The organism is Blautia sp. LMAG:89 (assembly GCF_008679485.1).
GTDB classification, from domain to species: domain Bacteria; phylum Bacillota; class Clostridia; order Lachnospirales; family Lachnospiraceae; genus Blautia_A; species Blautia_A fusiformis.
In genome coordinates this window covers 834,099-855,486 of sequence record NZ_NANC01000004.1, presented here as the reverse complement: position 1 = coordinate 855,486, position 21,388 = coordinate 834,099, and the positions used below count along the sequence as shown (strand labels likewise).

Annotated in this window: 21 protein-coding genes and 1 pseudogene; 21 read left to right on the top strand and 1 reads right to left on the bottom strand. The window is 41.3% G+C overall.

Going from position 1 to position 21,388, the window contains the following annotated elements:
* The first annotated feature begins 34 nt into the window (after positions 1-34).
* The 10 genes and pseudogenes from CCC70_RS07850 (at position 35) to tuf (ending at position 11,686) form a co-directional block, all read left to right on the top strand.
* Positions 35-1,570: a recombinase family protein gene (locus CCC70_RS07850; protein ID WP_117593509.1), complete on the top strand. Its 1,536-nt coding sequence runs from the start codon at positions 35-37 to the stop codon at positions 1,568-1,570.
* Positions 1,557-1,712, top strand: a pseudogene (locus CCC70_RS07845) (sporulation transcriptional regulator SpoIIID); the annotation flags it as partial. The gene CCC70_RS07850 and the pseudogene CCC70_RS07845, both read left to right, overlap by 14 nt.
* A gap of 183 nt (positions 1,713-1,895) precedes the next feature.
* Complete coding sequence (locus CCC70_RS07840) at positions 1,896-2,300, top strand: ACT domain-containing protein (RefSeq protein WP_015526362.1); 405 nt, start codon at positions 1,896-1,898, stop codon at positions 2,298-2,300.
* Between the two features lie 581 nt (positions 2,301-2,881).
* Entirely contained in the window at positions 2,882-5,422 is a 2,541-nt protein-coding gene (locus CCC70_RS07835; protein WP_287084606.1) for a YfhO family protein, read from the top strand.
* 83 nt (positions 5,423-5,505) lie between these two features.
* Positions 5,506-5,985 (top strand): hypothetical protein, encoded by a 480-nt coding sequence (locus tag CCC70_RS07830; protein ID WP_287084605.1) that lies wholly within the window; start codon positions 5,506-5,508, stop codon positions 5,983-5,985.
* A gap of 201 nt (positions 5,986-6,186) precedes the next feature.
* Positions 6,187-6,876, top strand: coding sequence for a flavodoxin family protein (locus CCC70_RS07825; RefSeq protein WP_118515190.1), 690 nt, complete (start codon positions 6,187-6,189; stop codon positions 6,874-6,876).
* Positions 6,877-7,104: 228 nt separating this feature from the next.
* Entirely contained in the window at positions 7,105-7,524 is a 420-nt protein-coding gene (gene rpsL / locus CCC70_RS07820; RefSeq protein WP_015526360.1) for a 30S ribosomal protein S12, read from the top strand.
* A 229-nt stretch (positions 7,525-7,753) separates the two neighbouring features.
* On the top strand, positions 7,754-8,224 hold the full coding sequence (gene rpsG, locus CCC70_RS07815) for a 30S ribosomal protein S7 (RefSeq protein WP_059086633.1): 471 nt from the start codon (positions 7,754-7,756) through the stop codon (positions 8,222-8,224).
* An 18-nt stretch (positions 8,225-8,242) separates the two neighbouring features.
* Positions 8,243-10,366, top strand: coding sequence for an elongation factor G (gene fusA / locus CCC70_RS07810; RefSeq protein WP_270391005.1), 2,124 nt, complete (start codon positions 8,243-8,245; stop codon positions 10,364-10,366).
* Between the two features lie 126 nt (positions 10,367-10,492).
* A complete protein-coding gene (gene tuf / locus CCC70_RS07805; protein WP_015526359.1) occupies positions 10,493-11,686 on the top strand; it encodes an elongation factor Tu in 1,194 nt (397 codons plus the stop codon).
* 512 nt (positions 11,687-12,198) lie between these two features.
* Here the strand turns inward: tuf and CCC70_RS07800 are convergent.
* A complete protein-coding gene (locus CCC70_RS07800) occupies positions 12,199-12,732 on the bottom strand; it encodes a helix-turn-helix domain-containing protein (protein ID WP_055260936.1) in 534 nt (177 codons plus the stop codon).
* A gap of 210 nt (positions 12,733-12,942) precedes the next feature.
* Between CCC70_RS07800 and CCC70_RS07795 the strand changes: the two genes are divergently transcribed.
* The 11 genes from CCC70_RS07795 to CCC70_RS07745 all read left to right on the top strand — a co-directional run bounded on the left by CCC70_RS07795 (position 12,943) and on the right by CCC70_RS07745 (position 21,368).
* On the top strand, positions 12,943-13,134 hold the full coding sequence (locus CCC70_RS07795; RefSeq protein WP_118236029.1) for a DNA-binding protein: 192 nt from the start codon (positions 12,943-12,945) through the stop codon (positions 13,132-13,134).
* Positions 13,135-13,147: 13 nt separating this feature from the next.
* On the top strand, positions 13,148-14,200 hold the full coding sequence (locus CCC70_RS07790) for a site-specific integrase (protein WP_287084603.1): 1,053 nt from the start codon (positions 13,148-13,150) through the stop codon (positions 14,198-14,200).
* 18 nt (positions 14,201-14,218) lie between these two features.
* Entirely contained in the window at positions 14,219-14,389 is a 171-nt protein-coding gene (locus CCC70_RS07785) for a hypothetical protein (RefSeq protein WP_165854697.1), read from the top strand.
* 186 nt (positions 14,390-14,575) lie between these two features.
* A complete protein-coding gene (locus tag CCC70_RS07780; RefSeq protein ID WP_055056240.1) occupies positions 14,576-15,250 on the top strand; it encodes a CHC2 zinc finger domain-containing protein in 675 nt (224 codons plus the stop codon).
* Positions 15,195-16,532: a virulence-associated E family protein gene (locus CCC70_RS07775; RefSeq protein WP_118752656.1), complete on the top strand. Its 1,338-nt coding sequence runs from the start codon at positions 15,195-15,197 to the stop codon at positions 16,530-16,532. The genes CCC70_RS07780 and CCC70_RS07775 overlap by 56 nt, the downstream gene beginning before the upstream one ends.
* Before the next feature lie 117 nt (positions 16,533-16,649).
* Positions 16,650-16,877: a DUF5348 domain-containing protein gene (locus CCC70_RS07770; RefSeq protein WP_118236026.1), complete on the top strand. Its 228-nt coding sequence runs from the start codon at positions 16,650-16,652 to the stop codon at positions 16,875-16,877.
* A gap of 243 nt (positions 16,878-17,120) precedes the next feature.
* The gene (locus tag CCC70_RS07765) at positions 17,121-17,381 is read left to right on the top strand and encodes a hypothetical protein (protein WP_287084602.1); all 261 of its coding nucleotides are present in this window, start codon (positions 17,121-17,123) and stop codon (positions 17,379-17,381) included.
* Positions 17,378-18,535 carry a plasmid recombination protein gene (locus tag CCC70_RS07760; RefSeq protein WP_287084601.1) on the top strand — a complete coding sequence of 386 codons (1,158 nt, stop codon included), beginning with the start codon at positions 17,378-17,380 and terminating at the stop codon, positions 18,533-18,535. Before CCC70_RS07765 ends, CCC70_RS07760 begins: the two co-directional genes overlap by 4 nt.
* 4 nt (positions 18,536-18,539) lie before the next feature.
* Positions 18,540-18,911, top strand: coding sequence for a TnpV protein (locus CCC70_RS07755; RefSeq protein WP_118236024.1), 372 nt, complete (start codon positions 18,540-18,542; stop codon positions 18,909-18,911).
* A gap of 79 nt (positions 18,912-18,990) precedes the next feature.
* Positions 18,991-19,926 (top strand): hypothetical protein, encoded by a 936-nt coding sequence (locus CCC70_RS07750; RefSeq protein ID WP_287084599.1) that lies wholly within the window; start codon positions 18,991-18,993, stop codon positions 19,924-19,926.
* Between the two features lie 95 nt (positions 19,927-20,021).
* On the top strand, positions 20,022-21,368 hold the full coding sequence (locus CCC70_RS07745; protein ID WP_118236022.1) for a DNA cytosine methyltransferase: 1,347 nt from the start codon (positions 20,022-20,024) through the stop codon (positions 21,366-21,368).
* The last annotated feature ends 20 nt before the right edge of the window (positions 21,369-21,388 follow it).

Below are 21,388 nucleotides of genomic sequence, written 5' to 3'. Positions count from 1 at the left end.
AGAACGACTTAAATATAACAGAAAGGTATTAGATATGAATATAGCTGCTTATTGTCGTGTCTCCACTGATAAAGCTGATCAGCTCAACAGTCTGGAAGCTCAAAAGCAATTTTTCTCTGAGTACACCCAGCGTACTGGTGACAACTTAGTTAGATTATATGCAGATGAGGGTATTTCAGGCACGAAAATAAAAAATCGAAAAGAATTTTTACGCATGATGGCTGATGCTGAACATGGACTATTTGATATGGTAGTAGTAAAGGACATCTCTCGCTTTGCCAGAAATACTGTAGACCTTCTGCAGAATGTCCGCAAACTGAAAGCATTAGGAATCGAGACACAGTTTTTGACGGCCAACATGACCAGCATGGGAAACAGTGAATTTGTTCTGACAATCTTCGGTGCATTGGCGCAGGAAGAAAGTGCCAATACTTCAAAGCGTGTGAAATTCGGCAAGAAAATGAATGCTGAAAAAGGACGAGTTCCGAATATTGTGTACGGATATGATAAAACCATTGGAGATTACTTTAATTTGGCAATCAACGAGGAAGAAGCAGCTGTTATCAGGCAGATTTATAAATGGTATATCGAAGAAGGATATGGTGCCGCCAAGATTGCAAACATGCTGAATGCGAAAGGCATCCGAACAAAGCGTAATTGTCAGTGGAGCCAGAATGCGACGTGCCGGATTTTAACGAATGAACTTTATACCGGAAAAATTATCAATGGAAAGCAGGAAGTAACTGACTTCCTGACCGGACAGAGAACGGAAAAAGATGAAACGGAGTGGATGGTAACAGAACGTCCGGAACTGCGGATTATTGAGCCGGAAATGTATGAAAAGGCACAGGAGATTTTGGAGTGCAGAAGCAAGACTTTTAAATTAACAAAGGAACGGCAGAGCAATAAGTATTTGTTTTCTACTCTGATTAAATGTAAGGAATGTGGCTGGTCATTTCGACGAACTGTTCGTACTTATAAGAATACTTATATTCGCTGGGTATGTTCCGGTCATAATGGACGTGGGGCGGATAGCTGCCCGAATGCTCAGACAGTGGACGAGGAAGAGTTGATTGAAGTTCTGTCCGAATACTTTTCCGAGCTGCTGAAAGCAAAGAAAAATGTAATTCGTCACGTAACAGGCGAATTCCAGAGGGTTTACAAAGCCAAGGATGAGAACCTGAATTACGAAAAGGAATTGAACGCACAGCTTCACAAGCTTCAAAAAATGCGTCAGAAATACATGGATATGTACACCGATGACCTCATTACACGTGAGGAACTGAATGAAAAAATCGGCGGCACAAAACAGGAAATCGAGCGTCTGGAGAATGAGTTGAAAATGGTTGCTTATCACCTGACAAAAGGTGAACAACTGGAAACAATCTTGAATCGCACGTTTAAAGAGATTGAAGATATTTCCGATGTTCACCAGATGACCAATGCACAGCTTAAACGGATTATCCAGAAAATTGAAGTAGACAAGGATGGTAACGTAGATATTTACTTACGAATCTTCGGTGATTTAGGCTTAGATGAAACCGTTCTAATTAGTGACAACCAAACATAAGGATTGCGTAGAACGCCTGAAAGTGATCAATCCGGCTCTGGCCATAGAAGTTCGCAAGGTACTGGATGTAAACAAGCAGGAGCGACATATCCGGGGAGGTATCGCTACCCGGGAAAAATATCTCCATGCTCACATGCGGTGAACAGGTGGGCCGGGTTAAATGTTGATCATAAAATATCAGTGTTTATGGAGTCGGGTAAACTAAAATATGAAGGTCTGTGTTATTATCCGGCTTGCTCTGGTTGACATACCTGATAAGATGTGCGAAGATTTATCATACGATAGAACAGCAAAATAAAGCACATAGGAAAGAGAGGATTTTATCATGCTGAAACAGTTATCCATCTATGCAGAAAATAAAAAGGGTGTCATGCAGAACATTACCGGTATCCTGAAGAACGAGGATATCAACATTCTGGGCTCTGTAACCAATGACAGCGCAGAGTACGGAATCGTACGAATGGTAGTTTCGGAGCCGGATAAGGCAATGGAGGCTCTGATCGCTGCCGGATATCTCTGCCACGTGATCGAGGTGATCGGAGTGGAGGTTGAGGATAAGACTGGAAATCTGAACGATCTGCTTCTTACACTGAAGGACAGTAATGTGAGCGTGGATTATCTGTACCTCTCCTTTAACCGTGATTCCGGCAAGCCGATCATGGTATTCCATACCGAGGATATCATGGAAGTGAGATCCTGCCTGAAATCCAGAGGCTATACCGTTTTATAAAAACAGGATTTTACCGTGTGGTAGAGGCTTTTATCCGTTTGATAAATATTAAAATATTCTATATTATAAACATGAAATATCAATTTTACAAATGTATATGGCCATGCTATCATATATCCATAATAGTTCTTAACCTGTAAACAGCCACCTCAGGATATGTGAATATCCGTATCATACAGGCCGGGAACTAAAAAACTCATCACATAAAGTTAATAATTACACCCATGAAGAAATCTGTGGATCAGCGTACACAGATTCCTTCAGAAAGAAGCTGTTACGTCGGCGGAGTTTTCTGTGTCTCCAATGATGTGACAGCTTTTTTCTTTTGCTCTGAAAAAATTCGCAGTAATTTCACAAAAACATGATACAGTAGGAAACATGCTATGATCTGTTTTGCAAAAATGTTCAAGTTTATGAGCATACGATAAAGTAAAACGCAGATGTTTGATTTACAGAATACAGAGGATCAGAAAAAAAGACGGAAAAGAAATAACAGTATTTCAGAAAATAACAGCCGATAGATAATTCAGCTGTCCAGAACAGAACGGCCTGGAATTACTGCAGACAGACGAGGAAATGAAATGAGACCAATAAGAATACAGAAAGCGGAAAAAAACAAAAAACAGGGAAACAGAGGGTGGATCTATCTCCTGGCGTTTCTGTTTCCGGTGCTGATCTTTACGCTGGGCTTTGCATTGAAAGGTGTTTATCCTTTTGGAGAAAATTCGGCGCTGGTGGTAGATGGAGTCCATCAGTATACAGCCTTTTACAGGGAACTTTCAGAGCAGTTTGGAAAGGGAGCGGGCTGGACCTGGTCCGCACATGCCATGGGGTATAATTTCTACGGACTGTTCTGCTATTATCTCTGCAGCCCGTTCAGTTTACTGGTACTTTTGTTCATGAAATTTATGTACGTGAACGAGGCCGTAACGGCAGTGATTCTGATCAAGGTGGGGCTGTGCAGCGTATCCATGGCATGGTATGCCGGGAAAAAATATCCAGGTAAAGACTGCATGGCAGTTTCTGTGGGGTGTATGTATGCACTGTCCAATTTTCTGATGGGATATTACAGCAATGTGATGTGGCTGGACTGTATCATGCTCCTGCCGGTTCTGGCATATCTTATTGAACGGCTGGTAAATACCGGAAAGTGGAAAGGGTACTGCCTTGTTCTGGGGTATGGTATCCTGACAAGCTATTACATGGGATTTATGCTGTGCACCTTTGCGGCGCTGTATTATGTGGTACAAATGATTATTCTGGAAAAGGAGAAACGCCCGGAGAAGATCCCACATTCTCTGCTGAAATTTGCCGGAGCCTCCATTGGCGGAGCCGGCCTTGCAGGAATCACGCTGATCCCGGGAATCGTTGCAGTATCCCGGACACCGGCTGCGGCAGAAGCGGGAACCGGCCTTCAGGGTGTCTACGGAGATATCTGGAAACAGCTTGGCGCATTGATGGAAGATTCCATGTCTTTTGTAAAATCCGGGGAGCAGGGAGATGTAAACCTTTACTGCGGATGTGCGGTGCTTCTTTTTGCAGGAATCTATTTCCTGAACAAAGAGATCCGCAGGACAGAAAAGATCATGTTAGGGGCAATGGCTCTTCTGTATTTTGCAGGCTTTCATATCACAGCGCTGAATCTGTTGTTTCACGGAATGCACAAACCGGTGGGGATTCCCAATCGTTTTGCGTTTATTCTCATCTTTCTGCTTTTGAAAATAAGCTGTGATGCCTGGGGAAAACTGGAGAAGGAAAGCGGGAAGAGGATTTTGGCAGGATTTATCCTGGCAGAGATATTTTGTACTGTTGTAGGGCTGAAAAGCGGAAAAGGGCTGGGAACCCTTCTTACAGACGGAGTGATCGCGGCATTTTTTCTTCCGGTGTGGACGGGCAGTTTTCTTTGTGGAAAACTTCCGTCACATCCGTTGGGACGTGTGGAAATCAGGAAGATCGTATCTCTGGTCCTGGCCGTAATGATACTTGCGGAAACCGGAATCCATGGTGTTTTCAGTATCACAGACAACGGAACTGCCAACCGTGATGTTTATGCGGAAAGTGACAGGGAAGTGACCAGTCTTATGAAAAAGACAGGGGCGGATCAGGTAAACTACCGGTCGGCCATTGTAAATCCCCTTGTTCGAAATGAGGAAATGCTGTACCAGCTGAACGGAATCTCCATGTATTCTTCCACGAATACAGAAGAAATGTGGGATTTTGTCCGAAACATGGGATTTGAAAATCTGGAAAATCGTTATCAGTATGCGGGAGCTACCGAGGTGATGGACATGCTGCTGGGAATCCGGTATCTTCTTTGTAGAAATACAAGAACGCTGCATACGGCATATGAAAAGATCGGCGAAAGTGCATCCTTTGATCTGTATGAGAATCCCCGGGCATTGAAAGGGGCATATATGATAAACGATTCTGTAGCGGATTATGCCATGGAAGGAACGGATCCGCTGGAAGTGCAAAACCGGCTTCTCAGCGGGATCGTGGGAAAAAGACTGTACAAAATGCAGACGATAAATTCAGATTCCCTGCTGGCCGGAAGAGCGGTTTTTACAGTGCGGTTGAAAAAAGGAGAGCATGGATATCTCTATATTCCGGGGACGGAGCCGGAGAATGTGACCATTAACGGGCAGAGCCAGACATCGGATTACTGGAACAATAATTTTCTGGATCTTGGAACCTGTCAGTCGGATACCACAGTGCGGGTAACGGCAGACTGTGGCATGGAAGAGGCAGTTCTGGGAACCTATCAGGAATCGGATCTGGATGAGATCTACCGGAAGCTTTCGTCCCAGCAGACAGATCTTTCCGACGGGAAAGGCAGTATATCTGTGAAACAGGATGGGATATTGCTGATACGAAGCTTTTATGATCCGGATATGCAGATATTTGTGGATGGAAAAAAAGTACAGGCAGTAAGTATTCAGGGACTTACAGGCATAAAGCTTTCCAAAGGCAGTCATGAGATCGTTATGAGATATAGCACCCCGGGATTAAAACAGGGAGCAGTTCTTTCTATATTAATGGTTATGATCCTGGGAATTTCCCAGATTGTAGTGGAAAGGCGGAAAAAGACGTGCTATACTTCCAGGAAGGAGCGGAGGCCATAACCGGATAAAAAGGCCGTTTCCGGCTTGCGGGAGCCGGCGGCTTTGAACCTGCAGGAGATGCTGCAGTACAGAAAGGAAAGGCCATGGAAAAACTGTGGAAAAAACTGGAAGCGCAGATGATACAGTCTTACGAAAGTATGGTGCGGGATGATGGAGATGTGACGGCGTGGAATCAGGCGTTTGATACTTTGATGAAAATCGTTGAGAGCGGACGCAGGGAAAAGCACAATTTTGCACCGGAGCTTTTTTGCCTCAGCGGCATGGAAGGGTTTTCTTTTGATCTGAAAATATGGATCAATGATTATCTGGAAACACTGGAACAGGAAGAGGACCAGGCTCAGATGGAAAAAGTCTGCAGAAAGCTTCTGGATCTTTTTGCGTGGAAAGAGGAAGCTCCGGCGGATCTGAGATTTCGTCTGGCGTCATCGATGCTGTCCCTGGACAAAAAAGAAGAGGCCGGTGATTTCTGCCGGGAATGGTACCTGCAGGATGAAGATGATCCTACAGCTGCAACGGCGCTGATCTATACCTGGATCGCAGGAGGAAGGCTGAAGGAAGCCTAGAAGATCGTGGACCGCTGGATGGAAAAAGAAGAAGGATATACGGAAGAGAATGCGGAGATTTTCGGAGCGGCGTCTCTTTTAAGGACAGTTTCCGGGAATATATCCGTGGAGAGAAACTGAAAGTTACAGAGGATCGTTGTAAAGAGATCGTGATCAGGCAAGATAGAGATGACGGAGCTGTAAAAATGGGGGATGGGATTTATGAAGATCACAATGGTGCATGGGCAGAACCATAAAGGTTCTACTTATCATATAGGAAAAATGCTGGCAGACAAGCTGGGTGGAGAAGTGACAGAGTTTTTTCTGCCAAAAGATTTCGGGCATTTCTGCATTGGATGTAACCAGTGTATTGTGAAGGATGAGAAGCTTTGCCCATATTATAAAGAACTGAAACCGCTGACAGATGCCATTGACAGCGCAGATGTGATCATTCTTACAAGTCCGGTATATGTTTATCACTGTACCGGTTCCATGAAAGCATGGCTGGATCACTATGGCTACCGATGGATGCTGCACAGGCCAAACCCGGATATGTTTTCCAAACAGGGAGTCTGTATTTCTACCGCAGCAGGTGCCGGAACGAAATGGACCAACAAAGATATGGCAGACAGTATGTTTTTCTGGGGAATGGGAAAGATATACAGGTACGGTACTGCCGTTCATGCCATAAATTATAAATCAATTTCTCCGGAAAAGATGGCGGAGATTGAGAAAGCGACCGATAAGCTGGCAGAAAAAATCCGTAAGAACTATGGCCATGTAAAACCGGTGTTGAAGACCAAAACATATTTCGAGGTGATGCGTAAGCTTGTAAAAAGTGGATGGAATGAAGTGGATGTGGCTTACTGGAAGGAACACGGGTGGACAGAAAAGGCCAGACCCTGGAGGTAAAACCGTCATTTTCGCAGGGTTGTGACATCTATGAAGAAAACTGTGTTAAACCCCTGTAAAATCAGCAAAAATTCTTTATAAAACACCTTGACAAGCCCTGTATTTACGGTCTATAATGAGCAAGCGTGCGAATGAAACGTTATATTTTCGTATGCCGTAATTTGTAAATAGCAACCGCAAGGCCCCATGGGAAAGCCCATGGAGAAATAAATCGGGAGGTGAAATGGAATGCCAACATTCAACCAGTTAGTAAGAAAGGGCCGTCAGACAGCTGTTAAAAAATCTACAGCACCGGCTCTGCAGAAAACATACAACTCTTTAAGAAAGAAAGCAGTTGATCAGGCTGCTCCACAGAAACGTGGTGTTTGTACTGCTGTTAAAACAGCTACTCCTAAAAAGCCTAACTCAGCTCTTAGAAAGATCGCCAGAGTTCGTCTTTCCAACGGTATCGAGGTAACAAGTTATATTCCAGGAGAGGGTCACAACCTTCAGGAGCATAGCGTTGTTCTTATCCGTGGAGGAAGAGTTAAGGACTTACCTGGTACAAGATACCACATCATCAGAGGTACTCTTGATACCGCAGGTGTCGCTAACAGAAAACAGGCTCGTTCCAAATACGGAGCTAAGAGACCTAAAGTTAAAAAATAATTTTTGTAGATCAGAAATCTACGCCGCTTCCTGATTGCAGATAATCAGGAGGATTACAAAGATATTATTCATCTAATGTATTACAGCGGAAGACTATAAGGATTTGTACGGTATTCCATATACCCTGTCGGTTGCGGGTTAAATATAGGACCTTACCAGTGCGAACATGCAATAGTTTTACTGCGTGAGTACCGATGATATAATCAATATGATTAAGGAGGGAAGTAACGTGCCACGTAAAGGACATACTCAGAAAAGAGACGTTCTGGCTGACCCGATGTACAATAACAAAGTGGTTACCAAGCTTATCAATAACATCATGTTAGACGGTAAGAAAGGTGTTGCTCAGAAAATTGTATACGGTGCATTCACCAGAGTAGAGGAAAAAGCTGGTAAACCAGCAATTGAAGTATTTGAAGAGGCTATGAACAACATCATGCCAGTTCTCGAGGTAAAAGCAAGACGTATCGGTGGTGCTACTTATCAGGTTCCGATCGAGGTAAGAGCAGACAGACGTCAGGCACTTGCTCTTCGTTGGCTTACAATGTTCTCACGTAAGAGAGGCGAGAAGACAATGGAAGAAAGACTGGCTAATGAGCTTCTGGACGCAATGAACAACACAGGTGCATCCGTTAAGAGAAAAGAAGACATGCACAAGATGGCTGAGGCAAATAAAGCATTTGCTCACTATCGCTTCTAATTCGAGGAGGAAAATTCATTGGCTGGAAAAGAAGGAAGAGAATATCCATTAGAGAGAACCAGAAATATCGGTATCATGGCGCATATCGATGCTGGTAAAACAACTCTTACAGAGCGTATTCTTTATTACACAGGTGTTAACTACAAGATCGGTGATACTCATGAAGGTACAGCGACAATGGACTGGATGGAGCAGGAGCAGGAGCGTGGTATCACAATCACATCCGCTGCTACAACATGTCACTGGACTCTTGAGGAGAACTGCAAGCCAAAGCCAGGTGCTCTTGAGCATCGTATCAACATCATTGATACACCAGGACACGTAGACTTCACTGTTGAGGTTGAGCGTTCCCTTCGTGTACTTGATGGTGCTGTCGGCGTTTTCTGTGCTAAGGGTGGTGTTGAGCCGCAGTCAGAGAACGTATGGCGTCAGGCTGATACCTACAATGTACCTCGTATGGCATTCATCAACAAGATGGATATCCTTGGTGCAAACTTCTACGGTGCAGTAGAGCAGATCAAGACTCGTCTTGGTAAAAACGCTATCTGCCTTCAGCTTCCAATCGGAAAAGAGGATGACTTCAAAGGAATCATCGATCTTTTCGAGATGAAAGCATACATCTACAATGATGAGAAGGGTGATGACATCTCCATTACTGATATCCCGGAGGATATGCAGGAAGATGCAGAACTTTATCATACAGAGCTGATCGAGAAGATCTGCGAGCTGGATGATGACCTCATGATGGAGTATCTTGAGGGAGATGAGCCTTCTGTAGACAAGCTGAAAGCTGTCCTCAGAAAAGCTACATGTGAGTGTACAGCAGTACCGGTTTGCTGCGGTTCCGCTTACAGAAACAAAGGTGTTCAGAAACTTCTGGATGCAATCCTTGAGTATATGCCGGCTCCTACAGATATCCCGGCTATCAAGGGTGTTGACCTTGACGGCAACGAAGTTGAGAGACATTCATCTGATGATGAGCCGTTCTCCGCTCTTGCATTCAAGATCATGACTGACCCATTCGTAGGAAAACTTGCTTATTTCCGTGTTTATTCAGGAACAATGAACTCCGGTTCTTATGTACTGAATGCCACAAAAGATAAAAAAGAGCGTGTTGGACGTATCCTTCAGATGCACGCTAACAAACGTATGGAGCTGGATAAGGTTTACTCCGGTGATATCGCTGCAGCGATCGGATTCAAATTCACTACAACAGGTGATACAATCTGTGACGAGCAGCATCCGGTAATCCTTGAGTCCATGGAGTTCCCGGAGCCAGTTATCGAGCTCGCGATCGAGCCTAAGACAAAAGCTGGACAGGGCAAACTTGGTGAGGCACTTGCTAAGCTTGCTGAGGAGGACCCGACATTCCGTGCTCATACAGATCAGGAAACTGGACAGACCATTATCGCTGGTATGGGTGAGCTTCACCTGGATATCATCGTTGACCGTCTTCTTCGTGAGTTCAAGGTTGAGGCTAACGTTGGTGCACCTCAGGTTGCTTACAAAGAGACAATCACCAAGCCTGTTGATGTAGACAGCAAGTATGCTAAACAGTCTGGTGGTCGTGGACAGTATGGTCACTGTAAAGTTAAATTCGAGCCTATGGATGCCAACGGAGAAGAGCTGTACAAGTTCGAGTCCACAGTTGTTGGTGGTGCTATTCCGAAGGAATACATCCCGGCAGTTGGCGAAGGTATCGAGGAAGCTATGAAAGCTGGTATCCTCGGAGGATTCCCGGTAGTTGGTGTACATGCAAATGTATACGATGGTTCTTACCATGAAGTCGATTCTTCTGAGATGGCATTCCACATTGCAGGTTCTCTTGCATTCAAGGATGCTATGCAGAAAGCAGCTCCGATTCTTCTTGAGCCAATCATGAAGGTCGAAGTTACTACACCAGAGGATTACATGGGTGACGTTATCGGTGATATCAACTCCCGTCGTGGACGTATCGAGGGTATGGAAGATATCGGCGGCGGTAAGATGATCCGTGGATATGTTCCGCTTTCCGAGATGTTCGGATACGCTACAGACCTTCGTTCCAGAACACAGGGACGTGGTAACTACTCTATGTTCTTTGAGAAATATGAGCAGGTTCCGAAGTCTGTACAGGAGAAGATCCTTTCTAAGAAGGACTGATCCACTATAAATAAATAAAATGCTTGCAAATAACCTTGGTTTGCAATATAATCAAGGTTAGCAAGTTTAAATCTGAAAAAATGCTCTAATTTTGATAGAGCCAAGTTTTAAGGAGGACATTTTAAAATGGCAAAGGCTAAGTTTGAGAGAACAAAACCGCATTGTAACATTGGTACCATCGGACACGTTGACCATGGTAAAACAACATTAACAGCAGCTATCACTAAAGTTCTTGCAGAGAGAGTTCCAGGAAACGTAGTAGAGAACTTTGAGGATATCGATAAAGCTCCAGAGGAAAGAGAGCGTGGTATCACAATTTCTACAGCTCACGTTGAGTATCAGACAGAGCGTAGACATTACGCACACGTTGACTGCCCAGGACATGCTGACTACGTTAAGAACATGATCACAGGTGCAGCTCAGATGGATGGTGCTATCCTTGTTGTTGCTGCTACAGACGGTGTTATGGCTCAGACTAAAGAGCATATCCTTCTTTCCCGTCAGGTAGGTGTTCCTTACATCGTTGTATTCATGAACAAATGTGATATGGTAGACGATGAGGAGCTTCTTGAGCTCGTTGAGATGGAGATCCGTGATCTTCTTTCCGAGTATGACTTCCCAGGAGATGACATTCCGGTTATCCAGGGTTCTGCTCTTAAAGCTCTTGAGGATCCGGCTGGCCCATGGGGAGACAAGATCATGGAGCTTATGGATGCTGTTGATGAGTACATTCCGGACCCACAGCGTGACACAGATAAACCGTTCGTAATGCCTGTAGAGGACGTATTCTCCATCACAGGACGTGGTACAGTTGCAACTGGTAGAGTTGAGGCTGGTGTTCTTCACGTATCTGAGGAAGTTGAGATCGTTGGTATCAAAGAGGAGACTCGTAAAGTTGTTGTAACTGGTATCGAGATGTTCCGTAAACTTCTTGATGAGGCTCAGGCTGGTGATAACATCGGAGCACTTCTTCGTGGTGTTCAGAGAAACGAGATCGAGCGTGGACAGGTTCTTGCTAAACCAGGAACACTTACATGCCATACAAAATTCACAGCTCAGGTTTACGTTCTGACTAAAGACGAGGGTGGCCGTCATACACCATTCTTCAACAACTATCGTCCGCAGTTCTATTTCAGAACAACAGACGTAACAGGTGTTTGCAACCTTCCAGAGGGAACAGAGATGTGCATGCCTGGAGATAACATCGAGATGACAATCGAGCTGATTCATCCGATCGCTATGAGCCAGGGTCTTACATTCGCTATCCGCGAGGGTGGACGTACTGTAGGATCAGGACGTGTTGCTACAATCATCGAGTAATACAATCTGAAAATAGATTTGTTATCGTAAGATAACGTTGTGTCCAAACGTAAGATACCCGTAGAACTTCGGTTCTACGGGTTTTTCTGTTGCCTGGAAATATATAAAAGAGCGGAAAAGAATAACGAACAGTATAGAAAAACGGTTGCCGGGAGAGTGTCCTGACAACCGTTTGTGATAACAAAATGATAACAAAATCCTGAAAGCGGATTGACAAATTTGAAATCAATGCTATACTACCACTATAACAAAGTTAGCAATAGGCTCTGGTTCGATTCCAGATATCGCCACCATATTAGGAATTCTTTTGAGTTCTATGATTTCGGGAATAGTATATGACATCGAAAAGTGCATTTACAAGAAAGGAATTGATATTATGAAAAAAGAAATCTTATTAGTAGGTCTGGGTATTTGCGGCGATATGGTGTAATGGTAGCATGGAATGATAAGAAATTCCCCCAGACCACCAAAAAGAAAGAGCTCTTCGTGAGCTCTTTTTCTTATGCACAAAATTAAGTCAGATCATATGTCTTGATGTCATTGCCTTCAGTGCCCTTCTTAACGATAGTATGGCAACCTATCGTAGTTCCCATAGCGCGCAGTTTCCATTCTTCCTGGGTAGCATTTAGCTTATCCAGTTCTTCTTGTCTTTTATATTTATCTTCAATAGCTAATATTTCAGCTTTTTCCTTTTCATAGACATTTTTAAATTGACACCATTTCCTGAAAAAGTCCTGCATTGTAGGATTATCGAATGTCAGCGCAACCTTCTGATCAGGTGTTTCAGCAAGTGAGAGGTTCACCGAATCATCAATAGAAAACAACAGAGAGAGTACATCTCCGACTGTTTCAATATTAAAATCCAGAAAAACACTTACGTTTAATCCCAGTGCAGTTGCTATCTTTTCTAACTGATCTGGTTTTGGATTCCGGATTCCAAGCTCATATTTTCTAATCGTACCTACGTTAATGCCGGACAGCTCGGCTAATTGTATCTGACTGTATCCTCTAAATTCCCGGAATGCCCGGATTTTTTTGCCAACCATAATGCTGCCTCCTTAATAATATTTGTGCTTCTATTCTAGCACAAAAGTGAATGATACAAAAGAGTGAGATTTAACAAATTCCTGATACGCAAGCAATAGGTATGGAATGAAAAAAATAAATTCGCAAATGTTTATTGACAAATTCACAAAAGTGAATTATTATAAGAGAACAATAAAAGAGTCACAAAAGTGACTTGAAAGGAGGACGCTATGAGAACTAATTATATGATGAATGTTGATGATGTCATGGAAGAATTAGGTGTGAAACGCAGTAAAGCATATTCTATTCTTAAGCAGCTCAATGATGAACTGGCAAAGGAAGGATATGTAGCAGTTCGTGGAAAGATTCCACGTCCCTACTGGGAAACAAAATTTTATGGATGCTCTCAGAGAGTAGTATGAAGGAGGATTTAAGATGTCAGCTTACAAGGACAAAACACAGGGAACCTGGTATGTGAGCTTCCGTTATATTGACTGGACAGGAAAGAAAACGCAGAAGCTGAAAAGAGGGTTCAAGACAAAGAAAGAAGCATTAAATTATGAAAAGGAATTCATAAGAAAAACTGCAGCGGATATGAAGATGGAGATGAACAGTTTTATTCAAGTCTATTTTGAAGATAAAAAGAATGAACTGAAAGAAAATTCAATCCGTAATAAGCAACACATGATGAACAAGCACATTGTTCCGTATTTTGGAACAAGAAAAATGAATGAGATTACACCAGCAGAGATTATCCAGTGGCAGAATACCATTCAGGAAAAAGGATACAGCAATACTTATGAGCGTATGATCCAAAATCAGTTAAATGCACTGTTTAATCATGCACAGAAAATTTACAATCTGAAGGAAAATCCATGTAAGAAAGTAAAAAAGATGGGGAAATCGGATGCAAATAAGCTGGAATTCTGGACGAAAGCAGAATATGACAGATTTATTGCCGGGATTGAGCCGGGGAGTGAAGATTATCTGATATTTGAAATTCTGTTCTGGACAGGAATCAGGGAAGGAGAACTTCTGGCATTGAGTCTTTCAGACTTTGATATGAGTGGTAATCTTTTGCATATCAATAAGACTTATAACCGGATCAGGAAAAGAGATGTGATTGATACTCCAAAAACAGAAAATTCAGTCCGTACCATTGATATTCCTAATTTTCTTAAAGAAGAGGTGCAGGAGTATGCGAAGAAGCATTATGGATTTCCGGAAAATCAGCGGTTATTTCCGATTGTGGCGAGAACACTGCAGAAACGGCTCAAGAAATATGAAGCATTGACCGGTGTAAAACCAATCAGAGTGCATGATATCCGTCACAGCCATGTAGCATATCTGATTTATCAGGGTGTAGAGCCACTGATCATCAAGGAAAGACTGGGGCACAAAGATATTCAGATGACATTAAACACTTATGGTCACCTGTATCCGTCACAGCAAAAAAAGGTAGCTGAGATGTTGGACAACAAACGTTAAATAAGGAGGAAAAGACACATGAAAACAAAGAAAGTAGTCAGAAAAATATTTGATACGCTCAATTATAGTAAGAAGCTGAAGATAAGTTCCATTTTACCGGATCGAGATTCGGATTATGCGATTCTTCTTGAATTAGAGGATGGAAGCAAATTTGAAATTATCATTATCCCAACAAGGAGATTTGTGTAAGGAGTGGAGCTATGACTACTGACAGACAAAAAGAAAAAGCCCAGACAAAATATCTAAGCAAGTTCTCTGATAATCAGATTCACTGATATACCATCTTGGCAGATTTAGTATATCACGAATTGAAAGATACAACAATTCCCGAATATCTGTTCATCAGAGACTTGCCCGGAGGGGCAGGAGGTAGAAGTGACATTATTTGAACAGGTAAAAGAATGTGTGACAGCCAGACAGGCTGCGGAGCATTACGGGATTAAAGTAAAAAGAAATGGAATGGCGTGTTGTCCGTTTCATAAAGACCGACACCCAAGTATGAAGGCAGATAAAATATATCACTGCTTTGCATGTGGAGTGGGCGGTGATGCGATAGATTTTACAGCAAGGTTATTTGGAATATCACAGTATGAAGCTGCGAAAAAGCTGATAGAAGATTTTGGACTGGATATAAAAGTCGAAGACAGAAACAAATACAAAAGGACGCACCAAAGCAGGAATACTTTGATATCAAAGAAACCTAAAGTTCTGATGATCAGAGAAAAACTGGAGCAGTGGTTGAAACATGCAACTGACGTGCTGATCAGATATCTGAAATGGATTCAGTTCTGGAAAGAGTTTTACAGACCAGAACCGGAAGAAGAATGGCACGAATTATTTACGGAGGCATTGGCAAATGAAAGAAAGATAAATGACTATCTGGACGTGCTGATGTTTGGAACAGGAGAAGAGATTGTAGAGTTTTTCAAGACGAAGAGAAGGGAGGTTGAAAAAATTGAAGAAAGAATTAACGAATATCAGCGAGGAGTCCTTGATGGAATTAGAAGATATTGTGAACGAGGAGATGCTTACAACAGAAGATGTCAATGATATGTTGGAGCATACGGATAAAGGAAGAACAAAGCAGACAATCAGAAATTGTGTAACCGTATTACAAAAAGATCCAGTGCTGAAAAAAGCGATTAAACGAAATGAGCTTTCTGGAAGAATGGACATTGTGAAAGAGGTGCCTTGGGAACGGAGAAATAACAGTTCTACGGTTACAGATACTGATGAAAATAATCTGAAAATGTATCTGGAAGAAAATTATGAACTGACAAGTGAGCGTGTGATCAAAGCAGGAGTAGATATTGTTTCCAATGAAAATAAATATCATCCAATTAGAGATTATCTGGAAAGTCTGGTCTGGGACGGGATTCCAAGAATAGAAAATATGCTTCCGCATTTCCTGGGAGCAGAAAAGAGTAAATACACAATCGGAGTAATGAAAATGCATATGCTGGCAGCGATTTCAAGAATTTATGAACCGGGAATAAAGTATGATATTATGCTGTGTCTGGTTGGAAGTCAGGGAGCCGGAAAGTCCACATTTTTCAAATATCTAGCGATAAAAGAAGAATGGTTCAGCGACAATCTGGATCATTTGGATGATGAAAATATTTACAGAAAACTGCAAAATCACTGGATTATCGAAATGGGAGAAATGAAGGCAACTATCACAGCAAAGAATATTGAACAGATAAAATCGTTTCTGAGCAGACAGAAAGAAACTTATAAAGTACCTTATGAAGTTCACCCAGAAGACAGACCGAGACAGTGTGTATTTTGCGGTACTTCAAATGATCTGAATTTCCTTCCGCTGGACAGAACCGGAAACAGAAGATTTGCTCCGGTGATGACAGATATGTCGAAAGCAGAAGTTCATATTCTGGACAATGAGGCAGAGAGCAAAGCCTATATCGAACAGGCCTGGGCGGAGGCAATGGTACTGTATCGACAGGGAAATGTGTTCTTAGGATTTACAAAGGAAATTGAGGAAGAGGCAAAGCGTCTGCAGAAAGAATTTATGCCGGAAGATACCAATGCCGGAATCATACAGGCATTTCTTGATGACTACGATGACGATTATGTATGTACAAGAATTCTGTTCGATGAAGCGCTACATCGAACCGGAGAAATGAAACAGTGGGAAGGTAAAGAAATTGCCAATATTATGAACAATGCGATTGTAGGCTGGAAACCACATGGTACACATCGATTCGGAAAGGAATATGGAATACAGCGGTCATGGAAACGGATGGAAGATTCGGTGAAGAAAGATAAAGACGGCTTTATGGAAGTACCGGAACAGTTGGAAATACCGTTTGAGTAAAGATTATTGTAAACGATGTAAACGGAACTTGAAGAAAAAACTTAAAACGTTAACTTTTAAAATCTTTTGAACTCCGTTTACAAATTCCGTTTACAGACTGGAAAGGAGCAGAAAATGATGAAACAGGGAAGATTAGGATATAACAGTAGCAATGGTAGATATGGATTATTAGCATCGGATTTATGGATTGATACAGGATTTCACTGTGGAGAAGGACTGGAAGTGCTGGTAGATGATGAATGGGTACAGACCAGAATAGAGATGAATCTGGCAAGAGAATGGTATCTGGTGGGAACGCCTTATTGTGGAGATTTGGAATATGTGCAGGCGAGGATACCAGAATAAACAGATCTATGATCCACTTCGGTCGGTGCAGAACAGACGTCCATAAGGAAGTTATGCCCCCGGCAGGGCGCAAGGGGACTTTTGATGGACGGTACGGCTGTCGAAAGTGCTTTTGCGTTACTTTTGACAAAAGTAACAAAACCGCCGTATCCGGCGAAAGTTTCTTAAATATCGCCATGTCTGGCGTAAATAAAAATTATGTGCCATATCTGGTACTCAAACAGAAAAGAGGTGAGAAAATTTATGATGAAACGAACAATCAGTGGCATGATCGGAGCCGGTTCACTGGCTCATAACAGACGGGATTTTGTAGCAGAAAATGTAGATCCGGACAGAGTACAACTGAACATTTGTTATAAGAATGAGAATCTGAAGGAAGTTTATAAAGAGCTGTTTGACGATGCGGTTGAGAGATATAATGTCGGGAAAAGAAAGGACCGGAAAATTGCAAATTATTATGAAAAATCCGACAGGGCAAACAGGAGAAGTTATTTCATGAAGTGATATTCCAGATTGGTAATTGTGAGGATATGGCAGTGGGAACGTCAGAAGGAAATCTGGCTGTAAGGGTACTGGGCGAATATGTGAAAGACTTCCAGAAACGGAATCCGACACTTCGGGTATTTAGCTGCTATCTGCATCAGGACGAAGCTACTCCGCATCTGCATATTGACTTTGTTCCTTATGTGACCAACTGGAAGGGAAAAGGAATGGATACCAGAGTTTCACTGAAGCAGGCATTGAAAAGTCTTGGATTTCAAGGTGGAAATAAGCATGATACAGAACTGAATCAGTGGATAAATCATGAAAAGGAAGTGCTGGCTGAAATCGCAAAACAGCATGGAATTGAATGGGAACAGAAAGGCACACATGAAGAACATCTGGATGTTTACAATTTCAAGAAAAAAGAACGCAAAAAGGAAGTGCAGGAACTGGAGCAGAAAAAAGAAAATCTGACAGTGGAGAATGAAGGATTGACTTCTCAGATTGCAGAAGCAAGGGTAGATATTAAGCTACTGGAAGAAGAAAAAATTCAGTTTCAGAAAGATAAAGAGATAGCGGAAAAACGTGCGGAGAAAGCAGAAACGGAATTGAAAAAACTTGAAGACAGAAGAGAATTCCTGCAACCAGTGATGGATAATGTCAGTAAGGAAATAAAAGAATATGGAATGATCAAAACATTTCTGCCGGAAGCTACAGCATTGGAACGTGCGGTAACTTACCGGGATAAGAAAATAAAACCATTATTCATTGAAATGAAAAACAAAATCGGTGCGATGGCTGCACAGGTGAAAGAACTCACAAGAGAAAGAGATAGTTGGAAAAGTAAGTTTCAGAAGAAAAAGCAAGAGCATGAAAAAACAAAAAAGGAACTGGCAGAAGTTCAGAAAGATTATCAGAAATTGTCTGGTGAGAAAGAAATACTGCAGGGAATTGCAGACAGATATAACCGACTTTTACGTATGTTGGGGAAAGATATGGTAGAAAGACTGGTACAGGACGATATACGAATCCAGGAGGAACTTGAAGCGAGAAAACAGAAAGAGCAGATGCCGAAAAAAATAGGTGACCGCATACAATGGGCAAGAGAACGAAGTGAAGAATACAATGCACAGATAAAGAAGAACAAAACAAAATACAGAGGAATGGAGTTGTAAGGATATGAAGAAACAGATTTATGATGAAAAGAATGGACTGAGCTACACATTGTATGGAGATTATTATTTTCCAGACCTGGAAATCAATGAGGAAGAACCTACATATGGGAAATATGGAATAATGCGAAAACAGTTTTTGAAGGAACACCGGAGTGCCAGGTATCAGTATCTGGTACTGACCGGGAAATTGACGGAGCATCTGAATCAAGTCGATAAAGAAACAAGAGAAAAAGTTGAGATGCTGGTGGAACAGATGGCTGAACGGTGGGGCGTGACGGAAGAACTGAAGTTGCAGGATCAGATGGAATGGGTGAGGAGGATGAATAATATTAAGAATGTGGCAGAAGAAATAAGTAAGCAAATAATATTCAAGTAAATATAATAAAATATTGAGTTATTTTTTCTCTTTTGGTATGATAAAGATGAATATCTATGCAGAAAAGAAGGGAAAGAAAATGTCATATGATTTTGAAAATAAAAAGATAAATGCAAATGTACGCACTGGTGAGTTATTTCAAATTCATGGAATGCAAGATTATTATTTAGGAGTAACATTTAGATACCATGCAAAAACTTGGAATGGATGCGTGCCTATAAAATCAAAATATCAGGGGACAGATATACCACGTACATATGAAGATGTAAAAGAGTGGGTATTACAATGTTACACGGAATTGGATCCAGGAAGAAATGATGTATGGCAAAATGAACAACGGCATTATTGGGAAAATAGACAGGCTTTTGATACGCAAGCTGTTTTTGATGCACTAAATGGGAATGATGTTATGACTAAATGGCAGTGTAGAAAATGTGGTCCGGTACCACAAGCAAATCCACAACCTGCAGCAAGAATAAAAAAACTGCGCGAAAGTGGGTACTATATTGCGACTATGAAAAAAGATTGTCCGACGTGTGGGAAAAAGGAATTTTATGATTTATTAATTAGACTTCCTCGAAAAGCAGCGGATAATGAAAAAAGAGTTTCTATTTCTACAAGCCTTCAGAATAAAATAAAAAACGTTTTACCATTAAAAGATGCTTGTTTTGATTCACCACAGACTGCTTCAGAATTGGTTATAGATCATAAATTCCCTTCTTCACGTTGGGTAAATGGAGAAACCGTGAATGAAACAAATATGTCAGAAGAAGAAATAAAGAAAAAGTTTCAATTATTGACAAACCAGACAAATCTTCAAAAAGAAAGATATTGTAAAAAATGTGTATCGGAAGGAATAAGAGGAGACTTTTTTGGGATAAAATGGTTTTATGAAGGCGATGAACAGTGGAGAGGATCATCAAAAGCTGATGAGAATGGTTGTATCGGTTGCTGTTGGTATGATTTAATAGAATGGAAAAATCAATTTAACAAATATTTGAAAGAAAAAGAATAAAATATATTGAAAAACGAACGTATGTTTGGTATGATGAAAGCGTGCTAGCATATGTAGGTTTTTGTATATTCAAATTTAGGAAAGGAGAGGGCGCAATGATAAAAACAGTTGGAAGTATATGTTCAGGAATAGAAGCAGCTTCCGTTGCTTGGAAGCCACTAGGGTTAGATTTTAAATGGTTTTCAGAAATTGCACCATTCCCATCAAGAGTATTAAATGAAAAATTTCCACAGATAATAAATCTGGGGGATATGAATAACATTCCGGAAGAATTGATAAACGAAAATATATGTGCACCAGACCTTATATGTGGAGGAACACCTTGCCAAGCATTTTCATTGGCAGGTGGAAAAAGAGGGTTGAATGATGAAAGAGGAAATCTGACATTAAAGTTTGTTGATATAATAGAAGCAAATGATAAAGTTAGAAAAGAGAGAAAGCAAAATCCAAGTATCGTATTTTGGGAAAATGTTGAAGGAGTTCTTACGGATAAAACAAATGCATTTGGATGTTTGATTTCATCATTAGCCGGTTTAGATAAAGCAGTTGAAATGAAGAAATGGCCTAATGCAGGAATATTAGAAGGGGAAAAAAGAAATGTTGCTTGGAGAGTTTTAGATGCTAAGTATTTTGGCTTGCCACAGCAAAGACGAAGACTATATGTTTTGGCTGGAGGAAAAGACTTTCACCCAGAGGAGATTTTATTTGAACTGCATAAGGGTGAGTTTGTAGAGTATCCAACAGGAGATTTAACATTTGAAAAAGAAGGACATTCTTTTGAAGTGTTTCGAGAATATTCAGATTGCCTATATTCAGCTTATGGAACAAAGTGGAATGGTAATGCAGCAGCATATAATGGATCATTGTTTGTTGTTCAGGACGAAAAAATAAGAAGACTTTCGCCACTTGAATGTGAGAGGTTAATGGGCTTCCCGGATGAGTATACTAATATTAAAGGCGCAAAACGAACGAATAGATATCAAGCTATAGGTAATTCGTGGGCCGTTCCAGTGGTGCAATGGATCGGAAAAAGATTAGTTTCATATGAATTAACAGAGAGCATCTATAAAGAAAAGAAAAAATATATTGATGAATCGATGATTAATGAGTATCAAAATGCTATTTTATATGATTTCAGTAAAGGAATTATTGATGTTGGAGCGATGAAGCTTAATTGTACTGAACAGCCAGAAAAATGTGAATTTAGATCATTAAAAGACATTATTTCTGGGGATGCACCTAAAGAAATTTTTATTTCACCAGTTGGGTGTTATGGAATTATCCGTAGAAAACAGGAAAGAAATTTGAGCATTAATAGTAGGTTGGAAAAAGCATTACTTAAAGGTGCTAGTGGAATGACAAAAGAAGAGATAGAAAAACGATCTCGGATACAAAAAAGAGGAAAGCATAGTCAAGATAATAAAAAATTAGCCTATGCTTAAAATTAAAATAAGGCATATAT

Coding starts and splice junctions, on each gene's coding strand:
- CCC70_RS07850 (WP_117593509.1), top strand. CDS start 35: ATGAATATAGCTGCTTATTGTCGTGTCTCCACTGATAAAGCTGATCAG.
- CCC70_RS07840 (WP_015526362.1), top strand. CDS start 1,896: ATGCTGAAACAGTTATCCATCTATGCAGAAAATAAAAAGGGTGTCATG.
- CCC70_RS07835 (WP_287084606.1), top strand. CDS start 2,882: ATGAGACCAATAAGAATACAGAAAGCGGAAAAAAACAAAAAACAGGGA.
- CCC70_RS07830 (WP_287084605.1), top strand. CDS start 5,506: ATGGAAAAACTGTGGAAAAAACTGGAAGCGCAGATGATACAGTCTTAC.
- CCC70_RS07825 (WP_118515190.1), top strand. CDS start 6,187: ATGAAGATCACAATGGTGCATGGGCAGAACCATAAAGGTTCTACTTAT.
- rpsL (WP_015526360.1), top strand. CDS start 7,105: ATGCCAACATTCAACCAGTTAGTAAGAAAGGGCCGTCAGACAGCTGTT.
- tuf (WP_015526359.1), top strand. CDS start 10,493: ATGGCAAAGGCTAAGTTTGAGAGAACAAAACCGCATTGTAACATTGGT.
- CCC70_RS07800 (WP_055260936.1), bottom strand. CDS start 12,732: ATGGTTGGCAAAAAAATCCGGGCATTCCGGGAATTTAGAGGATACAGT.
- CCC70_RS07795 (WP_118236029.1), top strand. CDS start 12,943: ATGAGAACTAATTATATGATGAATGTTGATGATGTCATGGAAGAATTA.
- CCC70_RS07790 (WP_287084603.1), top strand. CDS start 13,148: ATGTCAGCTTACAAGGACAAAACACAGGGAACCTGGTATGTGAGCTTC.
- CCC70_RS07785 (WP_165854697.1), top strand. CDS start 14,219: ATGAAAACAAAGAAAGTAGTCAGAAAAATATTTGATACGCTCAATTAT.
- CCC70_RS07775 (WP_118752656.1), top strand. CDS start 15,195: ATGGAATTAGAAGATATTGTGAACGAGGAGATGCTTACAACAGAAGAT.
- CCC70_RS07770 (WP_118236026.1), top strand. CDS start 16,650: ATGAAACAGGGAAGATTAGGATATAACAGTAGCAATGGTAGATATGGA.
- CCC70_RS07765 (WP_287084602.1), top strand. CDS start 17,121: ATGATGAAACGAACAATCAGTGGCATGATCGGAGCCGGTTCACTGGCT.
- CCC70_RS07755 (WP_118236024.1), top strand. CDS start 18,540: ATGAAGAAACAGATTTATGATGAAAAGAATGGACTGAGCTACACATTG.
- CCC70_RS07750 (WP_287084599.1), top strand. CDS start 18,991: ATGTCATATGATTTTGAAAATAAAAAGATAAATGCAAATGTACGCACT.
- CCC70_RS07745 (WP_118236022.1), top strand. CDS start 20,022: ATGATAAAAACAGTTGGAAGTATATGTTCAGGAATAGAAGCAGCTTCC.